This window comes from Enterobacter quasiroggenkampii (assembly GCF_043972695.1).
Classification (GTDB): domain Bacteria; phylum Pseudomonadota; class Gammaproteobacteria; order Enterobacterales; family Enterobacteriaceae; genus Enterobacter; species Enterobacter quasiroggenkampii.
Window position 1 is genome coordinate 998,899 of sequence record NZ_CP143745.1, and the last position, 19,705, is coordinate 1,018,603.

Consider the following 19,705-nt stretch of genomic DNA (forward strand, 5'->3'; position numbering starts at 1 on the left):
TATTGCGTGCTATTCGAAAGTCCCTTTGACGCACACGATACCTTCACGCACCATCTGGCGGCCTTTGGCCCAGACGTCGCGGATCTGCAGGTCATCCGTCAGCACCAGGAAATCGGCATCGCATCCGGGCGCGATCCGTTCCTTATGTTCCAGACCGAGAAACGCCGCCACGTTTTGCGTAAACGGAAGAAGCGCCTCTTCCAGCGGCAACTGATGTCGGTTGACCAGCTGTTGCAGGGTTTCGAGCAGGGATTCGAACCCCGCTACGCCTATACCCACCAGATTGCCGCTCTCATCAAATTTCGGCTGGCTGCCGTTACCGTCAGAACTGAGCGTAAGCCGGTTAAACGGCACCTGAGCCTCGCGGGCCATCACGATGGCGCTGGCGGCGTTAATCGGTTCGCTGATGCTGGTCGTGATGTCGATAAAGCCGCCTTCGCGGGCATAGTTCAGCGCGGCATGGAACAGCGCCTGGGCGCGGTTAACGTGGGTTGGCAGCAGTTTTACGCGGGGAACGTCGGCGTTATGCAGGATGCTTAATAGCGGCTCCAGCAGCTTTGGGCTGTTGCCGAGGTGAAACACGGATATGCCCGCTTTGGCACCCAACAGCCCACCTACCCGAGACTGGGCAGCCATACTGGCGAGCTGGTGGTCTGCTGGCGCGGAAGAACGATGGTCAGATATTGCGCATTTCACGCCGATAATTTTGTCAATCAGCGCCACGTCTTTTTCTACGCTGCCGGTGATTGTCGGTGAAGGCAGCCCGTACGCGCCCGTCAGCATCCATGCGCTGATCCCTTCATGTTCGAGCGCCCGCGTTTTTGCCAGCAGCGATTCAGGATGGCGGGTTACGCCGTCGGTGCCGAGCAGGCCCACAACGGAGGTGATGCCTGCGGCCACGAGTGCAGACAGGCGAACCTCTGGCGTACGGGTGTGAGGGCCTGCCTCACCACCGCCCCCGATCAAATGCACATGTTGGTCGATAAACCCCGGGCAAACCACCGCCCCGGCGAGATCGGTTTCCGGGCAGTCTGGCCTCGTTGTTCCCTGGCTCGCTTTTTCGATCGCCACGATTTTCCCCGCAGCGATCAACAGATCGCAACGTCCTTTATCCTCCGGAGCGAAGAGATGCGCGTTGCGGAAAAGGTGGGGGGTCAGCACTGAAAAATCCATTTTTATCTCCTCAGAAGAGTAGCTGCATCACCCACATTGAGAGCAGGGCATTAATGACGCAAAGAGTAATAATATGCGGATAATATTTTGGGTTCACCCCGGCGGTCCCCAGGCAGCGACCGGTGTTTTGCACCGGATTGCCCATCAGATAGATGGCGGGTAGCAGGATGGTAGCATCGTGGCCGTTGAGCGTGCCGGCGGCGACCAGGCTGGCGCAGACGCCCACGCCGCCCCCCATACTCATCACCGAGGCCAGAAGAACCGTTGCCGCCGCGCCCGGAAGGCCCCACAGCGCCATAATCGGCTCACATATTTTACCGACAATATCCAGCAGGCCGGTGACCTTGAGCGCCTGAATGATGACAAACGCCATGACGACGTTCGGCAACAGGCTGGTGGTGGCGATGGTAAAGCCGCGGCGGGCGCCATCAATAAACATATCCATGATATTTTTACGCGGCTGGGCGATCATGTTCTTCCTCCTGAAGACGATTTTCCATGTGGGCGATCCACAGGCGCAGGACGTTCGCGCCAACAAACTTAAACACCAGAATGACGGCCAGCGGCGTAATCACCGGGACGGTAATGAAGGTGAAGAGCGCGGCACCGGAAGAAAAATAGTTGGTAATGATGGCGCTACCGCTGGTCTGGAAGGTGGCGAAAATAGCGCGCTCCTGGTCCGTAATCGCGCCTTCATCGGTTAACTCTTTGGTCATCCCTGCCGCCGCATCGGTGTTTTGCAGGTTGGCAATCAGCGCCAGGGAGCAAACGCCCGGCACACCAAGCAGCGGACGTAAAACAGGTGTCATAAGCTGCTGCGCGGCACGCAGCCCGCCCAGACCTTCGGTGACGGCAATAATACCGAGCGATAAGATGACCGAGGGAGCCAGCTCAAGGGCAAACAGGAAACCGTCTTTCGCCCCCGTTCCGCCCGTTCCGCGAAACGTCAGGGCGCCGTTAACCGGGCCAAAGCTGCCGTTTAAGACGGTAAAGTCCAGCACGCGCCACCAGTCGGTGCTTTTTGCGAAAAAACCGGAGAAAAAAACGATGGTCAGCACAAACGCCAGATAGCCCACCCACGTCACTCTTTCCTCTCCTGAGGATGATGCACTCATGTAACCTCCTTTTCGTTGCGTACAAAAGTTGTACGTCGCATCACTAAAAACGATCGGAGAAGAAAACACGATATCCCAAAGGCCAATATCAGAATTCATTTAGGATATCAGGGAAGGGATGACTGGAATCAGGCCCTCAGAATTGCTCAACGTTTTTCTTTTGGTCATCTTTTAGGTATAAGATTTACACACGGACAACTACTGTCCAGCTTATTGAAAACGAGGAATAACATGCGCGTAAAAGTCTGTGCAGGGATTGTAGGGGCAGCACTGCTGCTGGCGGGGTGTAGCTCCAGCAATGAGCTGTCGGCAGCGGGCCAGGGCGTTCGCTTTGTGGAAGATAAGCCTGGCACTGAATGCCAGCTGTTAGGCACGGCAACCGGTGAGCAAAGTAACTGGATGTCAGGGCAGCATGGCGAAGAAGGTGGCTCAATGCGCGGTGCGGCGAATGCCCTGCGCAATCAGGCTGCGGCAATGGGTGGCAACGTGATTTACGGCGTAAGCAGCCCAACGCAGAGTATGCTGTCCAGCTTCGTGCCGACCGCCAGCCAGATGACGGGCCAGGTCTATAAGTGCCCGAACTGATGTAATGTGCTGATGGCGCTACGCTTACCTGCCCTGTAGGGCAGGTAAGCGTAGCGCCACCTGCCTTTTTAGTGCTGCCGCAACTGCAAATCCAGCGGCGTCTTGCTCGGCTCTCCGCCAATCTCACGTGCCAGCTTCGGCACCATATAGCCTGAAACCAGCGTTAACAGTTCGCGCATGATCTGCCGGGCTTCTTCATCCGTCACCATGAAATGCGCCGCGCCCTGAACGCGATCCAGCACGTGCAGGTAATACGGCATCACGCCCGCATCAAACAGGGCATTGCTCAGATCGGCCAGCACGCGGGCGCTGTCATTCACGCCGCGCAGCAGCACGCTCTGATTCAGCAGCGTCACGCCCGCTTTACGCAGTGGCGCCATCGCCGCGCAAAACGCATCGTCAATTTCGTTCGCGTGGTTAATATGATTCACCAGCAGCACCTGCAGGCGGGACTGCTCCAGGCGTGACACCAGGCCGTCGGTGATACGTGCCGGAATGACAATCGGTAAGCGGCTGTGAATGCGCAGGCGCTTAATGTGCGGGATGGCTTCAAGCTGAGTCAGCAGCCAGTCCAGCTCATGATCTTTCGCCATCAGCGGATCGCCGCCGGAAAAAATAATCTCATCCAGCTCCGGATGGGCGGCAATATAGTCCAGCGCAACCTGCCAGTTGCGTTTATTGCCCTGATTTTCGGCGTACGGGAAGTGCCGGCGGAAGCAATAACGACAATTTACCGCACATCCGCCTTTGACCAGCAGCAGGGCGCGGTTGAGATACTTATGCAGTAAACCCGGCACCACGCTGTTCTGCTCTTCCAGCGGATCGGTGCTGTATCCCAGCGCAGTAATGAATTCATCCTGCGAAGTAAGTGTTTGTTTTAATAATGGATCGTCGGGGTTGCCTTTCTCCATCCGCGCCACAAACGCACGGGGAACGCGCAGGGCGAAAAGGCGCTTTGCCTCGCGGCCTGCAAGCAACTCTGGGTGCTGATCGAGGTCTAAAAGACGCAGCAATTCATCAGGACTGGTGATTACATCGGCAAGTTGCGATAACCAATCTTCTCTGGACGGGGTGTTTAGGGTTACAATATGCGCCATTTTGTGGCTTAGCTACCAGTTAACAAATTTAGAGGGCCTTATGGCAACGTACTATAGCAACGATTTTCGTGCTGGTCTTAAAATCATGATGGACGGCGAACCGTACGCGGTTGAAGCCAGCGAATTCGTTAAACCAGGTAAAGGCCAGGCATTCGCACGCGTTAAGCTGCGCCGTCTGCTGACCGGTACCCGTGTTGAGAAAACCTTCAAGTCTACTGACTCTGCTGAAGGCGCTGATGTTGTTGATATGAACCTGACCTATCTGTACAACGATGGCGAGTTCTGGCATTTCATGAACAACTCCACTTTCGAACAGCTCTCTGCTGATGAGAAAGCGGTAGGTGACAGCGCTAAATGGCTGCTGGATCAGGCTGAGTGCATCGTGACCCTGTGGAACGGCCAGCCTATCGCGGTGACCCCACCAAACTTCGTAGAGCTGGAAATCGTAGAAACCGATCCAGGTCTGAAGGGTGATACCGCAGGTACCGGCGGTAAGCCAGCCAAACTGTCTACCGGCGCAGTGGTGAAAGTGCCACTGTTCGTACAGACTGGCGAAGTGATCAAAGTGGATACTCGCTCCGGCGAATACGTGTCCCGCGTGAAGTAATTTACGTATGACTGAAGGCGCAGCGCCCGCTGCGCCTGATTTTTGCAGGCAGGGATGATGAAACGTACCGTTAAAATTCTGCTTCTGTTAGCGCTCTCCAGTGCATTACTTTCCGGCTGTAACACCACGCGTGGAATGGGACAAGATATCCAGGATCTGGGTCATATCATTTCTCACGCCGCCAGCTAAGTTCGTCTAATTTTCCTAAAAATGCGTCCTTTTCCGTCAACCGGCGGGATTTTGTCTATCCTTAAGTTGCTATACACAAAACAACTTTGGCTATAAAAGGAAGATATTATGGTTAAGAAGACAATTGCAGCGATCTTTTCAGTCCTGGTACTTTCTTCAGTGTTAACGGCCTGTAATACCACGCGTGGCGTCGGTCAGGATATTTCTGAAGGTGGTAGCGCAATCTCTGGTGCGGCAACAAAAGCTCAGCAGTAACGAATAAACGGTACGGGACCAGTCGGGTTTCGTACCGTCAGCTTTCTGATTCCTGCAGGGATAAGAACGGAGAAAAACGCGTATCCATATGTAATTTCATGCGGATATTGCGTTTATAGGTATAAACCGTTTTTCCATTGATACTCAGGTGAGCGGCAATTTTTTGATTGCTCGCGCCGTCCATCCACAATGTCAGCACCTTCTCTTCCTGGCGGGTCAGCAAGGGGGCCGCCGCCGTTGGCCTGTCAGCGCCTGCGCGCGAGCGTAATGCGTCGTTGATAACCGTCGCCACTTCTTTGAGACTGACGTTTTTCAACAGTGACGACCACACCGGGAACTTTCCAAGCCAGTCGGTCATGCCGCTGTCCTCTCCCGACTGCAGTAAAATAAACGGTAAGCGTTCACTGGCGTTAAGCAGAGAAGAGAGCTGCTGAAAATGGTGAATATCCTGCCTGAAGCCGTACAGGTCAGCGATGACCAGCGCAGGTTTCCATTGCAGAATGTGTTCTCTGGCAAGAAACAGATTATTCAGCCCGGTCACAACGTAGTGTCCCGGGAACAAACCGGAATGATTGAGCCATGCTTCAAACCCCGCGCGGGTGAAGTGACAACGGTCAATCAAAAGAATTTTGAACATATTTTATTCGCAGTCGGCTAGTGGTTTGGCTTCCTGCCATCAGAAAGCACATCATCATAGAGAAGTCGGATGAGTGCTAAAAGCCGGAACTCCGCGCCATACTGCGGCTATTTCTTGCCTTAACGTGTTCAGCAAAAAATGATTGAAAAATAATAGCACGCTAACCACAATAGGGGGCGTAATCTCTGCCTTACGGGACGACCCGTAAGCGTTTCTTTCACCGGGGACGGCCCCAACTTGCATTAAGTTAAGGAGCCTGACATGTCCTGGATCATTCTTTTTATTGCTGGCCTGCTCGAAGTGGTATGGGCGATTGGTCTCAAGTACACCCACGGATTTACCCGCCTGACGCCCAGCGTCATTACCGTTACCGCCATGATCGTCAGTATCGTTCTGTTATCCTGGGCGATGCGCTCTCTGCCTGTGGGAACGGCTTATGCCGTCTGGACGGGTATTGGCGCGGTGGGTGCTGCCATCACCGGCATTCTGCTGCTTGGCGAGTCAGCGAGTCTGGCGCGTATTGCCAGCCTCGCGTTGATTGTGGCCGGGATCGTTGGGCTTAAGCTCAGCACCCACTAATGGGGCTGTTTTACCCAGATAAGTTTTGACACATCAAACCCTTGCCGGGTCGCGACGTCCAGCATCTGCTGCTTCATTTCGGGTGAAAGAGTTGGCGTGCGGGAGAGTATCCACAGGTAGTCGCGATCCGGCCCGCAGACCAGCGCGTGACGGTACTCTCTGTCGAGCGCGATCACGTTATAGCCGCCATAAAACGGGCCAAAGAAAGAGACCTTGAGCGCGGCTCGCCGCGGGTCGCCAGTGAAGTACGCTTTCCCAACCGACTGCTGCCACATCTCACGATCGGGATTATAGCCCCGGTTGATCACCTGAATACCGCCATCATCCATCGGACTGTAATTCGCAGTGACCTTCTCTAAGCCCTGCTCAAACCGATGGTCGAGGCGCGCGATTTCATACCATGTTCCAAGGAAGCGTTGTGCATCAAAAGGCGTGACGACGGTAACGCCAGGCGGTGGGGTAGGGGAACTGCAGGCAACCACTAAAAATGCGGCTGTCACCGCGGCGATAACAGGCAGAATGCGCATAGGAGTTTCCTTACTGTTTTTTGTTAAGTGTAGATGACAGCAGGAAAAATGCGGAAGAGTGTGCGGGGTATTTCGCCGCACACCGTGGATTTTATAGGCCGGGTAAGGCGAAGCTGCCACCCGGCAATGTTTTACTGCAGCGCGTCGAGGATACGGTATGCCGCCTCAACGCGTGCCGGGTTCGGATAGCTTTTATTCGCCAGCATCACAATGCCGAGCTGCTTTTCAGGAATAAATGCCACGTAGCTGCCAAATCCGCCGGTAGAGCCCGTTTTATGGACCCAGGAGGCCTTAACCGGTGGTGCCGGTGGATTCACTTCTCTTGCAGGCAACGGCGCCAGCGCCACCTTATTGTCGCTGCCCCCGACCACCGTTTGGGCGTCGACCGGCCAGTTCAGCATTTCCCAGCCCAATCCTTGATACATGGATCCCACGCGCCAGTAGCGAGACTGTGCCAGGGCAATACCGTGTTTAAGTGGGGAATCCTGAAGGGAGTCCGGCATCATATTGACCATCACCCAGCTTGCCATATCCTGCACGTTGGTTTTTACGCCATAGGCTTCCGCGTCCAGCATCCCTGGCGAAACGTGGACCGCTTTACCGTCACGGTATCCCCAGGCGTAATGCGCCTCTTCCGCTTTCGGGACGTTAATCCATGTATGGTCCAGCTTGAGCGGCTTAAATACCCGCGTCGTCATGGCCTGCTCATAGCTCATGCCGGAGGGTTTGACCGCCAGCGCGCCAAAAAGACCGATGCTGGTGTTAGCGTAAAGACGCGTGGTGCCCGGCTTCCACTTTGGCTGCCAGTTTTGATAAAAGCGCAGCAGGGAGGCGGTATCCGTGACCTCATCCGGCACCTGCAACGGCAGGCCGCCTGCGGTATAGGTTGCCAGATCCAGCATGCGAATGCCCTGCCACTGCTTGCCCGTGAGCTCAGGCCAGTATTTGGTCACCGGATCGCCCAGCGTTATTTCACCGCGCGCAATCGCATCGCCACCCAATACGCCGGTGAAGGTTTTACTTATCGAACCCAGCTCGAACAAGGTTTGCGGGGTGACGGGTTTGTTCGCTGCAACATCAGCTTTACCGAAGGTAAAGTAGTGCGGCTGACCCTGATAAATCACCGCCACCGCCATACCCGGAATGGCCTGCGCGTTCATCAGCGGCGTAACGGTACGTTCCACCACCTCAGCCAGCTGTTTTTCGGACATCGGTGCGGCGAATGCAGCGCTGGCAACGCTGAGCAGCAGGGCACAGCTTAGGTTTTTTTTCATCATTAGTTATCTTCCGTAATAGCAGTTCAAGGGAGTGTCCGGGCCCGTCAGACCGCTGTAGTCTGTGAGATTTGACTGTGGCTGACAAACGGTTAAATTTAGCATTAGCTGTTAATTTTTCTAACGGACGAGACCATGACGCGCAGCTATCTTCCTCTTAATTCCCTGCGGGCGTTTGAAGCCGCCGCCAGGCACCTCAGTTTTACGCATGCCGCTATTGAGCTGAATGTCACCCATTCCGCGATTAGCCAGCACGTAAAGGCGCTGGAGCAGCACCTGAACTGCCAGCTGTTCGTCCGCGTTTCCCGTGGGCTGATGTTGACCACGGAAGGCGAGAATTTGCTGCCGGTACTGAATGACTCGTTCGACCGAATTGCCGGAATGCTGGATCGCTTTGCCAGCCAGCGCGCTCAGGAGAAGCTGAAAATTGGCGTGGTGGGTACCTTTGCTACGGGGATGTTATTCTCGCAGCTCGCTGACTTTCGTCGCTGCTATCCGCATATCGATCTTCAGCTGTCGACGCACAACAATCGCGTCGATCCGGCAGCCGAGGGGCTTGATTACGCCATTCGCTATGGCGGAGGGGCGTGGCACGGCACGGAAGCGACATTTCTCTGTTCTGCGCCGCTGGCACCGCTTTGCACGCCTGATATCGCTGCCGCGTTGCATACTCCTGCCGATATCCTGAAGTTTACCCTGCTGCGTTCTTACCGGCGCGACGAGTGGACCGCCTGGATGCAGGCCGCGGGAGAACATCCGCCTTCACCGACGCACCGGGTGATGGTGTTTGATTCGTCCGTGACCATGCTGGAAGCTGCGCAGGCAGGTGCGGGCATAGCGATTGCCCCTGTCGATATGTTTACCCACCTGCTGAACAGTGAGCGCATTGTGCAACCCTTTGCGACGCAGATTGACCTTGGCAGCTACTGGCTCACGAGGCTGCAGTCACGCGCAGAAACGCCCGCAATGAGTGAGTTTGCCCAGTGGCTGGTGGGGAAGATGCAGAGATAAAAGGCCCGCCGGATGGCGGGCCAGAGGCGTCAGAGGGTGACCACCGCAATCAGCGTCACCACGGTCAGGATGGTCGCCAGACCGTAGAATACCCATTTCCCGCTCGGTACATGAATTTTCAGGTCATGCATCGCATGGTGAATACGGTGCAGGCCACACCACAGCGGCAGGACGATCATCAGGAAGATGAACACGCGGCCGATAAAGCTGCTCGCGAACGCCAGTACGCGCTCGTAGCTCAGCGCATCGCCCGGGAACAGCCCCAGCGGCAGCATAATGCCGACCAGCAGAATGATGACGGGGGCAATGATGGCACTCCACATGCCGCCTGCGCCAAAGAGGCCCCAGAAGACCGGCTCATCAGAACGTTTTGGATTTGGATTGATCACAATAGTCTCCTTACCAGAACAGTGCGACAAACAGAATGACCACGGTGACCAGAACCGTCACCGCCCAGAGCCCCTTAATCACCGGCTCTGGCCCCATTTTCTCGCCTTTTACAATGATGTTCGCCGCTTTTGGCGCCAGTTCAAACCAGGTTTTGGTATGCAGCAGCGCGGCCGCAAGCACGATCAGGTTCAGAATGACTATGATCGGGTTTTGCAGGAAACCGACGAAGCTGGCCCAGGTTTCCGGGCCATGCTTGAGGGCAAAAACGCCGTACATCAGCTCAAGGCTGAACCAGACCGCCGGTACCGCCGTGCCTTCACGCAGCATGTAGAAGCGATAAAACGGCAGGTTTTTCCACCAGGTGGACGGCACAGGCCGCACATAGGCTTTGCGTTTAGTCGTCATCATGCACTCCTTAGCGTGGTTTCAGGGTAGCGATAAGAAAGTCTTTCGAGCTTTCCACTTTACCCTGCTGAATAGCGGCGGCCGGGTCGACGTGCTTCGGACAGACTTCGGAGCAATAGCCCACAAAGGTACAGGTCCAGACGCCGTTCTGGCTGTTAAGCTGCGCCATACGTTCTTTTTTACCGTGGTCGCGGCTGTCTTCGTTATAGCGGTGCGCCAGGGTAATGGCGGCCGGGCCGATGAACTCGGGGTTCAGGCCAAACTGTGGACAGGCAGCGTAGCAAAGACCGCAGTTGATGCAGCCGGAGAACTGATGGTATTTCGCCATCTGAGCCGGGGTCTGGGTGTTTGGCCCCTGATCCGGCGTGCGCGGGTTGCCGATGATGTAGGGCTTAATGGCTTCCAGGCTTTCGATAAAGTGGGTCATATCGACCACCAGATCGCGTTCAATCGGGAAGTTGCCCAGGGCTTCGACCTTGATGCCTTTGGTATAGTCACGCAGGAAGGTCTTACAGGCCAGCTTCGGCACCTTGTTGACCATCATGCCGCAGGAGCCGCAGATCGCCATGCGGCAGGACCAGCGGTAGCTCAGGTCTGGCGCCAGGTTGTCTTTGATATAGCCGAGCGCGTCCAGCAGGGAGGTTTGCTCGTCGTAAGGGACTTCATAGAAAGCACTGTGCGGTGCGGCATCCACTTCCGGGTTGTAGCGCACCACTTCAACTTTGAGTGTTTGCATCTCAGCCATTCGCCTTCTCCTTCTTCTCGGCGGCTTCTGCTTCTGCACCGTACACGCGTTTAGCCGGTGGCAGCGTGGTGATTTTCACGTCGCTGTAGTCCAGACGTGTGGTGCCATCCGCATCGCGCCAGGCGAGCGTGTGTTTCAGGAAGTTGACGTCGTCACGCTCGGTACAGCCTTCGTCCAGACGCTGGTGGGCACCACGCGACTCTTTCCGCGCCAGCGCAGAGTGCGCCATACATTCCGCCACGTTCAGGCCGTGGCCCAGTTCGATGGTATAGAGCAGGTCGGTGTTGAAGACGCTGGAGGTATCGGTGATCCGTACGCGCTTGAAGCGCTCCTGCAGTTCCGCCAGCTTGTCGACGGTTTTTTGCATCAGCTCAGGGGTACGGTAGATACCGCAGCCTTCTTCCATCGACAGGCCCATCTCGTCGCGGATCTTAGACCAGTTCTCGTTACCTTCCTGGTTCACCAGATCTTTCAGGCGTTTTTCAACGTCGGCGACCTGTGCATCCAGCGCGGCACCGTTGGCTTCGCCTGCGGTTGCCGCCCGCTCCATCGCGCGCTCGCCCGCCATGCGGCCAAAGACGACCAGCTCGGCCAGCGAGTTTGAGCCGAGACGGTTGGCGCCGTGCAGGCCCACGGAGGAACATTCACCGACGGCGAACAAACCCTTAATACGAGTTTCACACTGCTGATCGGTTTCGATCCCGCCCATGGTGTAGTGCGCCGTTGGGCGTACCGGAATCGGCTCTTTCACCGGATCGACGCCGACGTAGGCTTTCGCCAGCTCGCAGATGAACGGCAGACGTTCCAGCAGTTTTTTCTCGCCCAGATGACGCAGGTCGAGATAGACCACATCGCCGCGCGGCGTAGAGATGGTGTTGCCTTTGCGCCACTCGTGCCAGAAAGCCTGAGAGACTTTGTCACGCGGGCCGAGCTCCATGTACTTGTTCTTCGGCTCGCCGAGCGGGGTTTCCGGACCCATGCCGTAATCCTGCAGGTAGCGGTAGCCGTTTTTGTTGACCAGAATACCGCCTTCACCGCGGCAGCCTTCCGTCATCAGAATGCCGGAGCCTGGCAGACCGGTTGGGTGATACTGCACGAATTCCATATCGCGCAGCGGCACGCCGTGGCTGAGCGCCATACCCATACCGTCGCCGGTAACGATGCCGCCGTTGGTGTTATAACGATAAACGCGGCCCGCACCGCCCGTCGCCATCACCACCGCATTGGCGCGGATCTGGACGAGCGTGCCTTCCATCATATTCATCGCCACCAGGCCGCGCGCGTGTCCATCATCCACCAGAATATCGAGGACGAAATGCTCATCGAAGCGCTGAATTTGTGGGAACTGAAGGGAGGTCTGGAACAGGGTGTGCAGCATGTGGAAGCCGGTCTTATCGGCAGCGAACCAGGTGCGTTCGATCTTCATGCCGCCGAAGCGGCGAACGTTGACGCTGCCGTCCGGACGGCGGCTCCACGGACAACCCCACTGCTCAAGCTGGGTCATCTCCGTTGGACAATGGTGCACAAAGTAGTCAACGACATCCTGTTCACAAAGCCAGTCGCCCCCTGCAACCGTGTCGTGGAAATGGTATTCAAAGCTGTCATGATCCTGCGCAACGGCGGCGGACCCTCCTTCTGCGGCCACCGTGTGGCTGCGCATTGGATAGACTTTTGAAATCAATGCGATTTTAGCGTTGGGATTAGCTTGCGCTGCAGCAATCGCAGCACGTAATCCAGCCCCGCCAGCGCCTATTACGGCAAGATCGGCCTGAAAAGTTTGCACGACATTCCTCCAGATTTTTGTTATTTCGCAACGCGACAAACTAAAGGTAGTTCACCCGTCCAAAAGGACGATTGCGAAAGCGTTTCCACTGCTCCTTTATGGGTAAAACAGTATAACCGTGTAGATGTCAGGGAAATTTGACGTGTTCGATTTTTTTGCTGTTCTGTCCGGCGATTTATCATTGAGATTGATGAATTGCATCACGCAATTGTTCACCTAAATGAAATGCGCTTTTTTACTGCGCAAAATTTGTCTCTGTCCCTGCTAACGAGTAGACTTCGTGCCCTTGTCTGAAATCGGAGAACAACTCATGAGCGAAACGGCCACCTGGGAGCCGAGCGCATCCATCCCTAATCTGTTAAAACGCGCTGCAATTATGACGGAGATCCGCCGTTTCTTTGCCGACCGCGGCGTCCTGGAGGTGGAAACCCCGTGCATGAGTCAGGCAACGGTAACGGATATTCATCTGGTCCCGTTTGAAACCCGTTTTGTTGGCCCCGGCCACTCTCAGGGCATGAATTTGTATCTGATGACCAGCCCGGAATACCACATGAAACGCCTGCTGGCGGCGGGGTGTGGTCCGGTCTATCAGCTGTGCCGCAGTTTCCGTAATGAAGAGATGGGGCGTCACCACAACCCGGAATTCACCATGCTGGAGTGGTACCGCCCGCATTATGATATGTACCGCCTGATGAATGAGGTGGACGATCTGCTGCAGCAGGTCCTGGACTGCTCTGAAGCTGAAACGCTCTCTTATCAGCAGGCCTTCCAGCGCTATCTGGAAATCGATCCGCTGTCGGCGGACAAAACCCAGCTGCGCGAAGTGGCGGCAAAACTGGATCTGAGCAACGTGGCGGATACCGAAGAGGATCGCGACACGCTGCTGCAGCTGCTGTTCACCTTCGGCGTGGAACCGCAGATTGGCAAAGACCGTCCGACGTTTGTCTATCACTTCCCGGCAAGCCAGGCGTCACTGGCGCAGATCAGTACCGAAGACCATCGTGTCGCAGAGCGTTTTGAGGTCTATTACAAAGGTATTGAGCTGGCGAACGGCTTCCACGAACTGACCGACGCCCGCGAGCAGGCGCAGCGTTTCGAGCAGGATAACCGCAAGCGCGCCGCGCGCGGCCTGCCACAGCAGCCGATCGATACCAACCTGCTGGAAGCGTTAAAAGCGGGCCTGCCGGATTGCTCCGGCGTGGCGCTGGGCGTAGACCGTCTGGTGATGCTGGCGCTGGGCGCCGAGCAGCTGGGCGATGTGATTGCCTTTACGGTCGATCGCGCTTAAAGAATTGCCGGGTGGCGCTGTCGCTTACCCGGCCTACTCGGTCATTTGGTCCTGCCACATTAAAAACTGCCATATTATCAATACACGGGTCTTTTTCTTAATTTGGCCCTTATAGCCACAATATTAGTCTGGTCTTCTGCTACCATCCGCGCAGTTTAATTTCTCTTTGGATGGTTCTATGTCCCACTCACTCAAAAAGATGACCCTCACCGGGCTCATCCTGATGATATTTACCTCAGTGTTTGGCTTTGCAAACAGCCCCTCCGCGTTCTATCTGATGGGCTATAGCGCGACGCCGTTTTATATCGTTTCTGCTCTGTTCTTCTTTATCCCGTTTGCGCTGATGATGGCGGAGATGGGCTCGGCTTACCGGAAAGAAGAGGGCGGGATTTACTCATGGATGAATAACAGCGTCGGCCCGCGTTATGCCTTTATCGGTACGTTTATGTGGTTTTCATCCTACGTCGTCTGGATGGTCAGTACGGCCGCTAAAGTCTGGGTGCCGTTCTCGACGTTTGTTTTCGGCGCCGATAAAACCCAGGTCTGGTCGTTAGCCGGGCTGAGCTCCACGCAGGTCGTCGGGATTCTGGCGGTATGCTGGATGGTTGTCGTGACGCTGGTGGCGTCTAAAGGCATCAACAAAATTGCCCGGATTACCGCCGTGGGCGGGATTTCCGTGATGTGCCTGAACCTGGTGCTGCTGCTGGTGAGTATCGCTATCCTGTGCCTGAACGGTGGTCATTTTGCGCAGGAGGTGAACTTCGTTTCATCGCCTAATCCAGGTTACCAGTCCGGGCTGGCTATGCTCTCCTTCGTGGTGTTTGCCATCTTCGCTTACGGCGGCATCGAAGCCGTTGGCGGTCTGGTCGACAAGACCGAGAACCCGGAGAAAAACTTTGCCAAAGGCATTATTTTTGCCGCCATCGTGATTTCCATCGGCTATTCGCTGGCGATTTTCCTCTGGGGGGTCAGCACCAACTGGCAACAGGTGTTGAGCAACAGCACCACCAACCTCGGGAACATCACCTATGTGCTGATGAAAAGCCTGGGGATGACGCTGGGGCAGGCGATGAACCTGACGCCGGATGCGGCGGCAACGCTGGGCATTTGGTTTGCGCGTATTACCGGTCTGTCGATGTTCCTCGCCTATACCGGCGCATTCTTCACGCTGATCTATTCGCCGCTGAAAGCGATTATTCAGGGTACGCCGAAGGCGCTGTGGCCTGCGCGCATGACCCAGCTCAACACGACGGGGATGCCTGCTAACGCGATGTGGATGCAGTGCCTGCTGGTATGTGCGTTCATTCTGCTGGTGTCATTTGGCGGCGATACGGCGTCTGCGTTTTACAACAAGCTGACCCTGATGGCAAACGTGTCGATGACCCTGCCGTACCTGTTCCTGACCCTGGCGTTCCCGTTCTTTAAGGCGAAGCAGGACCTTGAACGTCCGTTTGTGATCTTCAAAACCCGCGCGGCAACACTGCTGGCCACCACGGTGGTGGTGCTGGTGGTGGCGTTTGCCAACATCTTCACCATTATTCAGCCGGTGATTGAGGCGAACGACTGGAACAGCGCGCTGTGGATGGTGGGCGGCCCAATTTTCTTCTCGCTGTTAGCGATGGGGATTTATGAGAATTACCGTCGACGCGCGACGGCGTTCATCGCAGAAGTGGCGTAGCGGGAATATTCCCCTCCCGAAAGGGAGGGGAAACGAGTTACAGACTGCCCGCCGGGCGCGTACGCGCCGCTGACGTCAGCGTTCTTCCCGTTTTACGCCCGTCCAGGCTTTCCAGACGCATCTGGAACGGTGGGAACGGCATATCAATACCGTGCTCGCGGAAGCCCGCCAGAATCAGCTGGTGGATCTCATGGCGCAGCGGCATACGGTGGCCCATTTCGGCGGCGTAGATACGCAGCTCGAAAATCTGAATCCCCTGCTGTAAATCCACAAGGAAGACTTCTGGCGCCGGGTTGTCGATCACCAGCGAGCAGCGCTCAGCGGCGGTGTAGAGGATCTGGGTGACCTCTTCGCTGTTAGCGTCCGACGGTGCCGGTACCGTCAGCACCACACGGGTAACGGAGTCTGACAGCGACCAGTTGATGAACTGCTCGGTAATAAACGCCTTGTTTGGCACGATGATCTCTTTCCGATCCCAGTCGCTGATCGTCGTCGCACGGGTGTTGATCTTCGTGATGCTGCCGGTCAGATCGCGGATCGTGACGGTATCGCCAATACGGATTGGTTTTTCGAACAGTATGATCAGGCCAGAGATGAAGTTGGCGAAGATCTCCTGTAAACCAAAACCTAACCCGACGCCGAGCGCTGCGACGAGCCACTGGAGCTTCGACCACTCAATGCCGATCATCGAGAAGCCAACCAGTCCACCAAACAGCATGATCAGATACTTGGTAATGGTCGTGATCGCATAGCCCGTACCCGGCGTTAAATCCAGATGCTGCAGCAGCGCCAGCTCCAGCAGCGCCGGGAAGTTGCGCACCAGCTGGGTGGTGATGATAAGCACCAGAATGGCAATCAGCACTGCCCCTAGAGTGATCGGCTCCAGGCTTTCAACGCCCTGCACCGTGGAGGTCACATCCCACAGCGAGATGTTCTCCAGGAAGCCAAATGCGGAGTGGATCTCCGACCACAGGAAGATGACCGACAGGAGGGCAATCAGCATCAGAATGGAGCGAACCAGACGCAGGGACTGGGTACTGATGGCATCCAGATCCAGCTCGACCTCATCCGCCTCCGTCGTGCCTTCCGTACTGTTGACGTGGTTTGGCTCTTCCTCACCCCGCGCGCGCTGGGCGAGGATCTCCGCCCGGCGATGCTTGGCACGATCAAACGCCAGACGGCGGCGCTGAATCAGCATCCAGCGGCGGATCACGTGATATACCACCAGCAGCAGGAACCAGATGGCCACCGAGGTTTCCAGACGAGCCAACAGCGCTTGCGACGTCGCCAGGTAACCCACCGCGGCTGCCAGCATCGCAATCAACGGTGCGCTGAGCAGCAGGTTCCAGAGCAGCCGGTTGAACATGTTGTCGCCGCTGCCGGTTTTATCCAGATAGAGCGGGATACCCGCGCGTTTCAGGCTGAGCGTGACGATGGCCAGCGCTCCACATATCAGCATAAAGCAGAGGCGGCCCAGCGAGCCTGAGAATTCGCGGTCGTTGAGATTATCGAACATGATCAGCGCCATAATCAGCGGCACAATCAGCCCGATGCTCATCAGATAGTAACGCATGGCGCGCGCCACGCGATTACGCGGCCAGCCAAAGTGGGCGATAAACAGGCCATTGGGTCGCGCAAAGGTGGCGCAAATCATCACCACCCACAGCAGCGGTACCGTGGCGGTGACGCCATCGCCAATCGCTACCGCGAGCGGATAGGGCCAGGCTTCCCGCAGGCCATAGCCCAGCGTCATCCACAGCACCGGCAGCGGGGAGGCGACAAGAATCGACCAGAATACGGTGCGCAACGTCAGCCAGAAGTGATCCTGGGTAACCTTCCCCACCCGGGAGCTGGAACGCTCGAGGAAGCGGGTGAAATGTCTGCGCGAGTAAATGCTGAAGCCCACCAGAATCAACGCCCCCAGCAGCGGGAAAATGGTCTCTTTGCTGGTGAGCATCATTACGCTTGCCTGTCCCAGCTGGCTGAAGGTATCCAGCGAAATCAGACGGCGCAGATCCTGGACAATCTCAATTGGCCACGAGAAGGTCATCGGACGCACGTCGGACGTCCAGAAGAGATAACGGTGCGTCGCCTCGTTCACCTCTTTCAGCGCATCTTCCAGCTGGCTGTTGGACACTTTTAGCTTGGTCAGCTCCAGAATCAGCGTATCCCCGCCCTGGAGCAGAGAGTTCAGCAGTTCACGCTGGGTACGCATCTGGGCTTCAAGAATGCGGTTTTGCTCGCTGGTCAGAGGCTGTCCGTCAGCCTGACGGATCTGGCGGATTTGCGGCTGTTTGTTGAGAAGATCTTCAAAATGCAGCCGCTGAACGCGCAGCTGGGCCATTTCGGTATCCAGCTGCTGCGGCTTGGGCATTTCCGGCAGCCGCGCGACCTGGGCGCGCAGCGCTTCGCCCAGCAGGTTTGACGATCCGAGCCACTGGGACTGCTCGCGCAGGGTGTTAAGCGCCTGGCGAACCTGAAGGGTTTGATTGGTGGCCTGACGCTGCTGCGAGGCCACCAGATCCATACGCTGCGCCTGTTGGTTCAGCGCGGCCGAAAGCTCACGGTTGACCTTAAACTGCTGGACGATGCCGGCAGGCAGGTTATCGCTGTTTTCTGCCAGCAGCTCGGTACTTTCCAGCGCGCGCTCCGCTTCACGCTGGCGCTGGCTGTTGAGCTGGTTGCGCAGGGCCTGAAGATACGCGTCCAGTTGCTCGCTCTGCTTCTGAGCGAGTTCTGAGCGCATCCGCGACAGCTCCTGGCGGTTATTGGCGGAAAGCTGCGCCAGCTCAAGCTCATCGACAAGGGCCTTCAGGCGAGCCGATTCTGCCTGCAGGCCCAGATTTTGGGCCTGTGCCTGCGGCGTGTTGCCGTTTTGCGTACCCACGCGGCGCTCAACTTCATTAAGCTGGCGACGGGCGTCGGTTTGCTGCTGCGGAAGCTGGCTGAGAGAGTCGGCAATTTCGCGCGCTCGCTCCTGCTCCTGCTGAGCTAGGCGGCTCTTTTCCAGAAGCTGGCTGCTGACCTGCAGGATCTCCTGGTTCAGTGCGTCGGAGGTCATCCCTGCGGGCACATCGCGCGGTTCGTCACGCAAATTATTGAGCTGCGCGCGCAGCGTCTGCGAGAGTTTGGGGAAGTTGTCGATAACCTGCTGATACTGCTGAGCGCGCTCAAGAGAGCCTTTCCGCTCCTCAAGCGCGTTCAGTGCGGACTGGAGCGACTCGACGGTCTCTGGCTGAGCGGGTTTGGCCGCTTTTGCCTGCTCCAGTTCCTGGGTTATCTGTTTGGCGTCGGGGGCTGTCGCTGCGTACGCCCCCATGCTGAGGCACCAGGCCATCAGTAGAACGATAATCGGGCGCACGTCAGCGATCCTTCTGTTGTTAGCCTTCGTCTTTTTTGTCGTCAACCAGCGGGCTGGCGTCGTGCTCGGCCTGGATCTCTTCTTGTGACAGCGGAGCCGGTTCTGCCTCTGGCGTCACGAAGGTTTCAGTAGAGACCGCCAGCGGCTGGCCCAGCTTTGTCACCGACAGGCTTTCAAGCTGTTCAGCCAGCTTCACTTTGCCCGGCGCAAACAGGTTGATCACGGTGGAGCCCAGCTTAAAGCGACCCATCTCCTGGCCTTTCAGCAGGGCCACAGAGCCTTCCGCTTCACCGGCAGGCCAGGTCCAGCGTTTGATCACGCCTTCGCGCGGTGGGGTAATGGTGCCAGCCCAGACGGTTTCGATGCTGCCGACGATGGTCGCACCGACCAGAATCTGTGCCATAGGGCCGAATTCAGTATCAAACAGGCAGATGACGCGCTCGTTACGGGCAAACAGGTTTGGCACGTTCTGCGCGGTGAGGTGGTTCACGGAGAACAGATCGCCCGGGACGTAAATCATTTCACGCAGGATGCCGTTACACGGCATGTGCACGCGGTGGTAGTCGCGCGGTGACAGATAGGTGGTGGCAAAGGTACCGTTGCGGAACAGATCCGCCATCAGGTAGTTACCCGCCAGCAGCGCTTCCAGGCTGTAGTTATGGCCCTTCGCCTGCAGAATTTTGTCGTCTTCGATGTTACCCAACTGGCTGATCACGCCGTCTGCAGGCATCACCAGGACGTTAGGGTCGGTGTTCACCGGGCGCACGTCGTCACGCAGCGGGCGCACGAAGAATTCGTTGAAGGTGCGGTAGCTGGCGGTATCCGGCTTCTGCGCCTCTTTCATATCGACCTTGTAATATTTTACGAAAAGGTCGATGACCAGTTTGGTCAGCCAGCCTGCGCGTTTGCTCGCGCCCCAGCCCGCCAGGCGAGTGAGCCACAGTTTTGGCAGAATGTATTGAAGCGAAAGTTTAAATGCGTTTAACAAGGTAGCCTCCAGGCCATT

21 protein-coding genes are annotated in these 19,705 nt (G+C 56.7%); 8 read left to right on the forward strand and 13 right to left on the reverse strand.

Features of this window, described 5'->3' with window-relative positions; translation table 11 throughout:
• Window positions 1–9: 9 nt before the first annotated feature.
• The 3 genes from iadA to V1572_RS04755 are packed head-to-tail and all read right to left on the reverse strand — an operon-like array spanning window position 10 to window position 2,288.
• A complete protein-coding gene (gene iadA, locus V1572_RS04745) occupies window positions 10–1,173 on the reverse strand; it encodes a beta-aspartyl-peptidase (protein WP_395299738.1) in 1,164 nt (387 codons plus the stop codon).
• 10 nt (window positions 1,174–1,183) lie between these two features.
• Window positions 1,184–1,645, reverse strand: a complete 462-nt coding sequence (locus V1572_RS04750) for a YjiG family protein (protein WP_023293466.1) — start codon at window positions 1,643–1,645, stop codon at window positions 1,184–1,186.
• The gene (locus tag V1572_RS04755) at window positions 1,626–2,288 is read right to left on the reverse strand and encodes a nucleoside recognition domain-containing protein (RefSeq protein ID WP_045909555.1); all 663 of its coding nucleotides are present in this window, start codon (window positions 2,286–2,288) and stop codon (window positions 1,626–1,628) included. The genes V1572_RS04750 and V1572_RS04755 overlap by 20 nt, the downstream gene beginning before the upstream one ends.
• 231 nt (window positions 2,289–2,519) lie before the next feature.
• Between V1572_RS04755 and V1572_RS04760 the strand changes: the two genes are divergently transcribed.
• Entirely contained in the window at window positions 2,520–2,873 is a 354-nt protein-coding gene (locus V1572_RS04760; protein WP_045909554.1) for a DUF4156 domain-containing protein, read from the forward strand.
• Between the two features lie 68 nt (window positions 2,874–2,941).
• Here V1572_RS04760 and epmB read toward each other — a convergent pair whose 3' ends face one another.
• Window positions 2,942–3,970 carry an EF-P beta-lysylation protein EpmB gene (gene epmB, locus V1572_RS04765; RefSeq protein WP_395299739.1) on the reverse strand — a complete coding sequence of 343 codons (1,029 nt, stop codon included), beginning with the start codon at window positions 3,968–3,970 and terminating at the stop codon, window positions 2,942–2,944.
• Between the two features lie 40 nt (window positions 3,971–4,010).
• Here epmB and efp point away from each other — a divergent pair, with 40 nt between their 5' ends.
• From efp to ecnB, 3 genes are all read left to right on the forward strand, one after another.
• A complete protein-coding gene (gene efp, locus V1572_RS04770) occupies window positions 4,011–4,577 on the forward strand; it encodes an elongation factor P (RefSeq protein ID WP_008502940.1) in 567 nt (188 codons plus the stop codon).
• 57 nt (window positions 4,578–4,634) lie between these two features.
• Window positions 4,635–4,766, forward strand: a complete 132-nt coding sequence (locus V1572_RS04775; RefSeq protein ID WP_024907352.1) for an entericidin A/B family lipoprotein — start codon at window positions 4,635–4,637, stop codon at window positions 4,764–4,766.
• A gap of 108 nt (window positions 4,767–4,874) precedes the next feature.
• The gene (gene ecnB, locus V1572_RS04780) at window positions 4,875–5,021 is read left to right on the forward strand and encodes a lipoprotein toxin entericidin B (protein ID WP_003025482.1); all 147 of its coding nucleotides are present in this window, start codon (window positions 4,875–4,877) and stop codon (window positions 5,019–5,021) included.
• A gap of 37 nt (window positions 5,022–5,058) precedes the next feature.
• Here ecnB and V1572_RS04785 read toward each other — a convergent pair whose 3' ends face one another.
• Window positions 5,059–5,658 carry a response regulator transcription factor gene (locus V1572_RS04785; RefSeq protein ID WP_395299740.1) on the reverse strand — a complete coding sequence of 200 codons (600 nt, stop codon included), beginning with the start codon at window positions 5,656–5,658 and terminating at the stop codon, window positions 5,059–5,061.
• 261 nt (window positions 5,659–5,919) lie between these two features.
• Between V1572_RS04785 and sugE the strand changes: the two genes are divergently transcribed.
• Window positions 5,920–6,237, forward strand: coding sequence for a quaternary ammonium compound efflux SMR transporter SugE (sugE, locus tag V1572_RS04790; protein ID WP_008502938.1), 318 nt, complete (start codon window positions 5,920–5,922; stop codon window positions 6,235–6,237).
• Here sugE and V1572_RS04795 read toward each other — a convergent pair.
• Both V1572_RS04795 and V1572_RS04800 read right to left on the reverse strand, forming a co-directional pair.
• Window positions 6,234–6,764, reverse strand: a complete 531-nt coding sequence (locus V1572_RS04795) for a lipocalin family protein (RefSeq protein WP_045909551.1) — start codon at window positions 6,762–6,764, stop codon at window positions 6,234–6,236. The genes sugE and V1572_RS04795 overlap by 4 nt on opposite strands.
• A 131-nt stretch (window positions 6,765–6,895) precedes the next feature.
• Window positions 6,896–8,041, reverse strand: coding sequence for a cephalosporin-hydrolyzing class C beta-lactamase ACT-168 (locus tag V1572_RS04800; protein ID WP_367187912.1), 1,146 nt, complete (start codon window positions 8,039–8,041; stop codon window positions 6,896–6,898).
• 132 nt (window positions 8,042–8,173) lie between these two features.
• Between V1572_RS04800 and ampR the strand changes: the two genes are divergently transcribed.
• Window positions 8,174–9,049 carry a LysR family transcriptional regulator AmpR gene (gene ampR, locus V1572_RS04805; protein ID WP_395299741.1) on the forward strand — a complete coding sequence of 292 codons (876 nt, stop codon included), beginning with the start codon at window positions 8,174–8,176 and terminating at the stop codon, window positions 9,047–9,049.
• Between the two features lie 29 nt (window positions 9,050–9,078).
• On the opposite strand, the gene frdD is transcribed toward ampR, so the two are convergent.
• Genes frdD through frdA form a run of 4 tightly spaced genes read right to left on the reverse strand, consistent with a single transcriptional unit; the run spans window position 9,079 to window position 12,372 of the window.
• Complete coding sequence (gene frdD / locus V1572_RS04810) at window positions 9,079–9,438, reverse strand: fumarate reductase subunit FrdD (RefSeq protein WP_032662398.1); 360 nt, start codon at window positions 9,436–9,438, stop codon at window positions 9,079–9,081.
• 10 nt (window positions 9,439–9,448) lie between these two features.
• Complete coding sequence (gene frdC / locus V1572_RS04815) at window positions 9,449–9,844, reverse strand: fumarate reductase subunit FrdC (protein ID WP_045909548.1); 396 nt, start codon at window positions 9,842–9,844, stop codon at window positions 9,449–9,451.
• A gap of 10 nt (window positions 9,845–9,854) precedes the next feature.
• Window positions 9,855–10,589: a succinate dehydrogenase/fumarate reductase iron-sulfur subunit gene (locus tag V1572_RS04820; RefSeq protein WP_045909547.1), complete on the reverse strand. Its 735-nt coding sequence runs from the start codon at window positions 10,587–10,589 to the stop codon at window positions 9,855–9,857.
• Complete coding sequence (frdA, locus tag V1572_RS04825; RefSeq protein WP_045909546.1) at window positions 10,582–12,372, reverse strand: fumarate reductase (quinol) flavoprotein subunit; 1,791 nt, start codon at window positions 12,370–12,372, stop codon at window positions 10,582–10,584. Before frdA ends, V1572_RS04820 begins: the two co-directional genes overlap by 8 nt.
• Before the next feature lie 310 nt (window positions 12,373–12,682).
• Between frdA and epmA the strand changes: the two genes are divergently transcribed.
• Window positions 12,683–13,660, forward strand: a complete 978-nt coding sequence (gene epmA / locus V1572_RS04830; protein WP_045909545.1) for an elongation factor P--(R)-beta-lysine ligase — start codon at window positions 12,683–12,685, stop codon at window positions 13,658–13,660.
• A gap of 178 nt (window positions 13,661–13,838) precedes the next feature.
• Entirely contained in the window at window positions 13,839–15,338 is a 1,500-nt protein-coding gene (gene yjeM, locus V1572_RS04835) for a glutamate/gamma-aminobutyrate family transporter YjeM (protein ID WP_252077666.1), read from the forward strand.
• Window positions 15,339–15,375: 37 nt separating this feature from the next.
• Here the strand turns inward: yjeM and mscM are convergent, their stop codons facing one another.
• Entirely contained in the window at window positions 15,376–18,699 is a 3,324-nt protein-coding gene (mscM, locus tag V1572_RS04840) for a miniconductance mechanosensitive channel MscM (protein ID WP_045909543.1), read from the reverse strand.
• Window positions 18,700–18,718: 19 nt separating this feature from the next.
• Window positions 18,719–19,687, reverse strand: coding sequence for an archaetidylserine decarboxylase (asd, locus tag V1572_RS04845; protein WP_023293460.1), 969 nt, complete (start codon window positions 19,685–19,687; stop codon window positions 18,719–18,721).
• Between the last annotated feature and the right edge of the window lie 18 nt (window positions 19,688–19,705).

What these genes read in the sequence shown, in the direction of transcription:
- V1572_RS04795 (WP_045909551.1), bottom strand. Translation starts at nt 6,764, where the DNA reads ATGCGCATTCTGCCTGTTATCGCCGCGGTGACAGCCGCATTTTTAGTG.
- V1572_RS04820 (WP_045909547.1), bottom strand. Translation starts at nt 10,589, where the DNA reads ATGGCTGAGATGCAAACACTCAAAGTTGAAGTGGTGCGCTACAACCCG.
- V1572_RS04750 (WP_023293466.1), bottom strand. Translation starts at nt 1,645, where the DNA reads ATGATCGCCCAGCCGCGTAAAAATATCATGGATATGTTTATTGATGGC.
- V1572_RS04775 (WP_024907352.1), top strand. Translation starts at nt 4,635, where the DNA reads ATGAAACGTACCGTTAAAATTCTGCTTCTGTTAGCGCTCTCCAGTGCA.
- epmB (WP_395299739.1), bottom strand. Translation starts at nt 3,970, where the DNA reads ATGGCGCATATTGTAACCCTAAACACCCCGTCCAGAGAAGATTGGTTA.
- V1572_RS04760 (WP_045909554.1), top strand. Translation starts at nt 2,520, where the DNA reads ATGCGCGTAAAAGTCTGTGCAGGGATTGTAGGGGCAGCACTGCTGCTG.
- iadA (WP_395299738.1), bottom strand. Translation starts at nt 1,173, where the DNA reads ATGGATTTTTCAGTGCTGACCCCCCACCTTTTCCGCAACGCGCATCTC.
- epmA (WP_045909545.1), top strand. Translation starts at nt 12,683, where the DNA reads ATGAGCGAAACGGCCACCTGGGAGCCGAGCGCATCCATCCCTAATCTG.
- yjeM (WP_252077666.1), top strand. Translation starts at nt 13,839, where the DNA reads ATGTCCCACTCACTCAAAAAGATGACCCTCACCGGGCTCATCCTGATG.
- frdC (WP_045909548.1), bottom strand. Translation starts at nt 9,844, where the DNA reads ATGACGACTAAACGCAAAGCCTATGTGCGGCCTGTGCCGTCCACCTGG.
- V1572_RS04800 (WP_367187912.1), bottom strand. Translation starts at nt 8,041, where the DNA reads ATGATGAAAAAAAACCTAAGCTGTGCCCTGCTGCTCAGCGTTGCCAGC.
- ampR (WP_395299741.1), top strand. Translation starts at nt 8,174, where the DNA reads ATGACGCGCAGCTATCTTCCTCTTAATTCCCTGCGGGCGTTTGAAGCC.
- V1572_RS04785 (WP_395299740.1), bottom strand. Translation starts at nt 5,658, where the DNA reads ATGTTCAAAATTCTTTTGATTGACCGTTGTCACTTCACCCGCGCGGGG.
- ecnB (WP_003025482.1), top strand. Translation starts at nt 4,875, where the DNA reads ATGGTTAAGAAGACAATTGCAGCGATCTTTTCAGTCCTGGTACTTTCT.
- V1572_RS04755 (WP_045909555.1), bottom strand. Translation starts at nt 2,288, where the DNA reads ATGAGTGCATCATCCTCAGGAGAGGAAAGAGTGACGTGGGTGGGCTAT.
- efp (WP_008502940.1), top strand. Translation starts at nt 4,011, where the DNA reads ATGGCAACGTACTATAGCAACGATTTTCGTGCTGGTCTTAAAATCATG.
- sugE (WP_008502938.1), top strand. Translation starts at nt 5,920, where the DNA reads ATGTCCTGGATCATTCTTTTTATTGCTGGCCTGCTCGAAGTGGTATGG.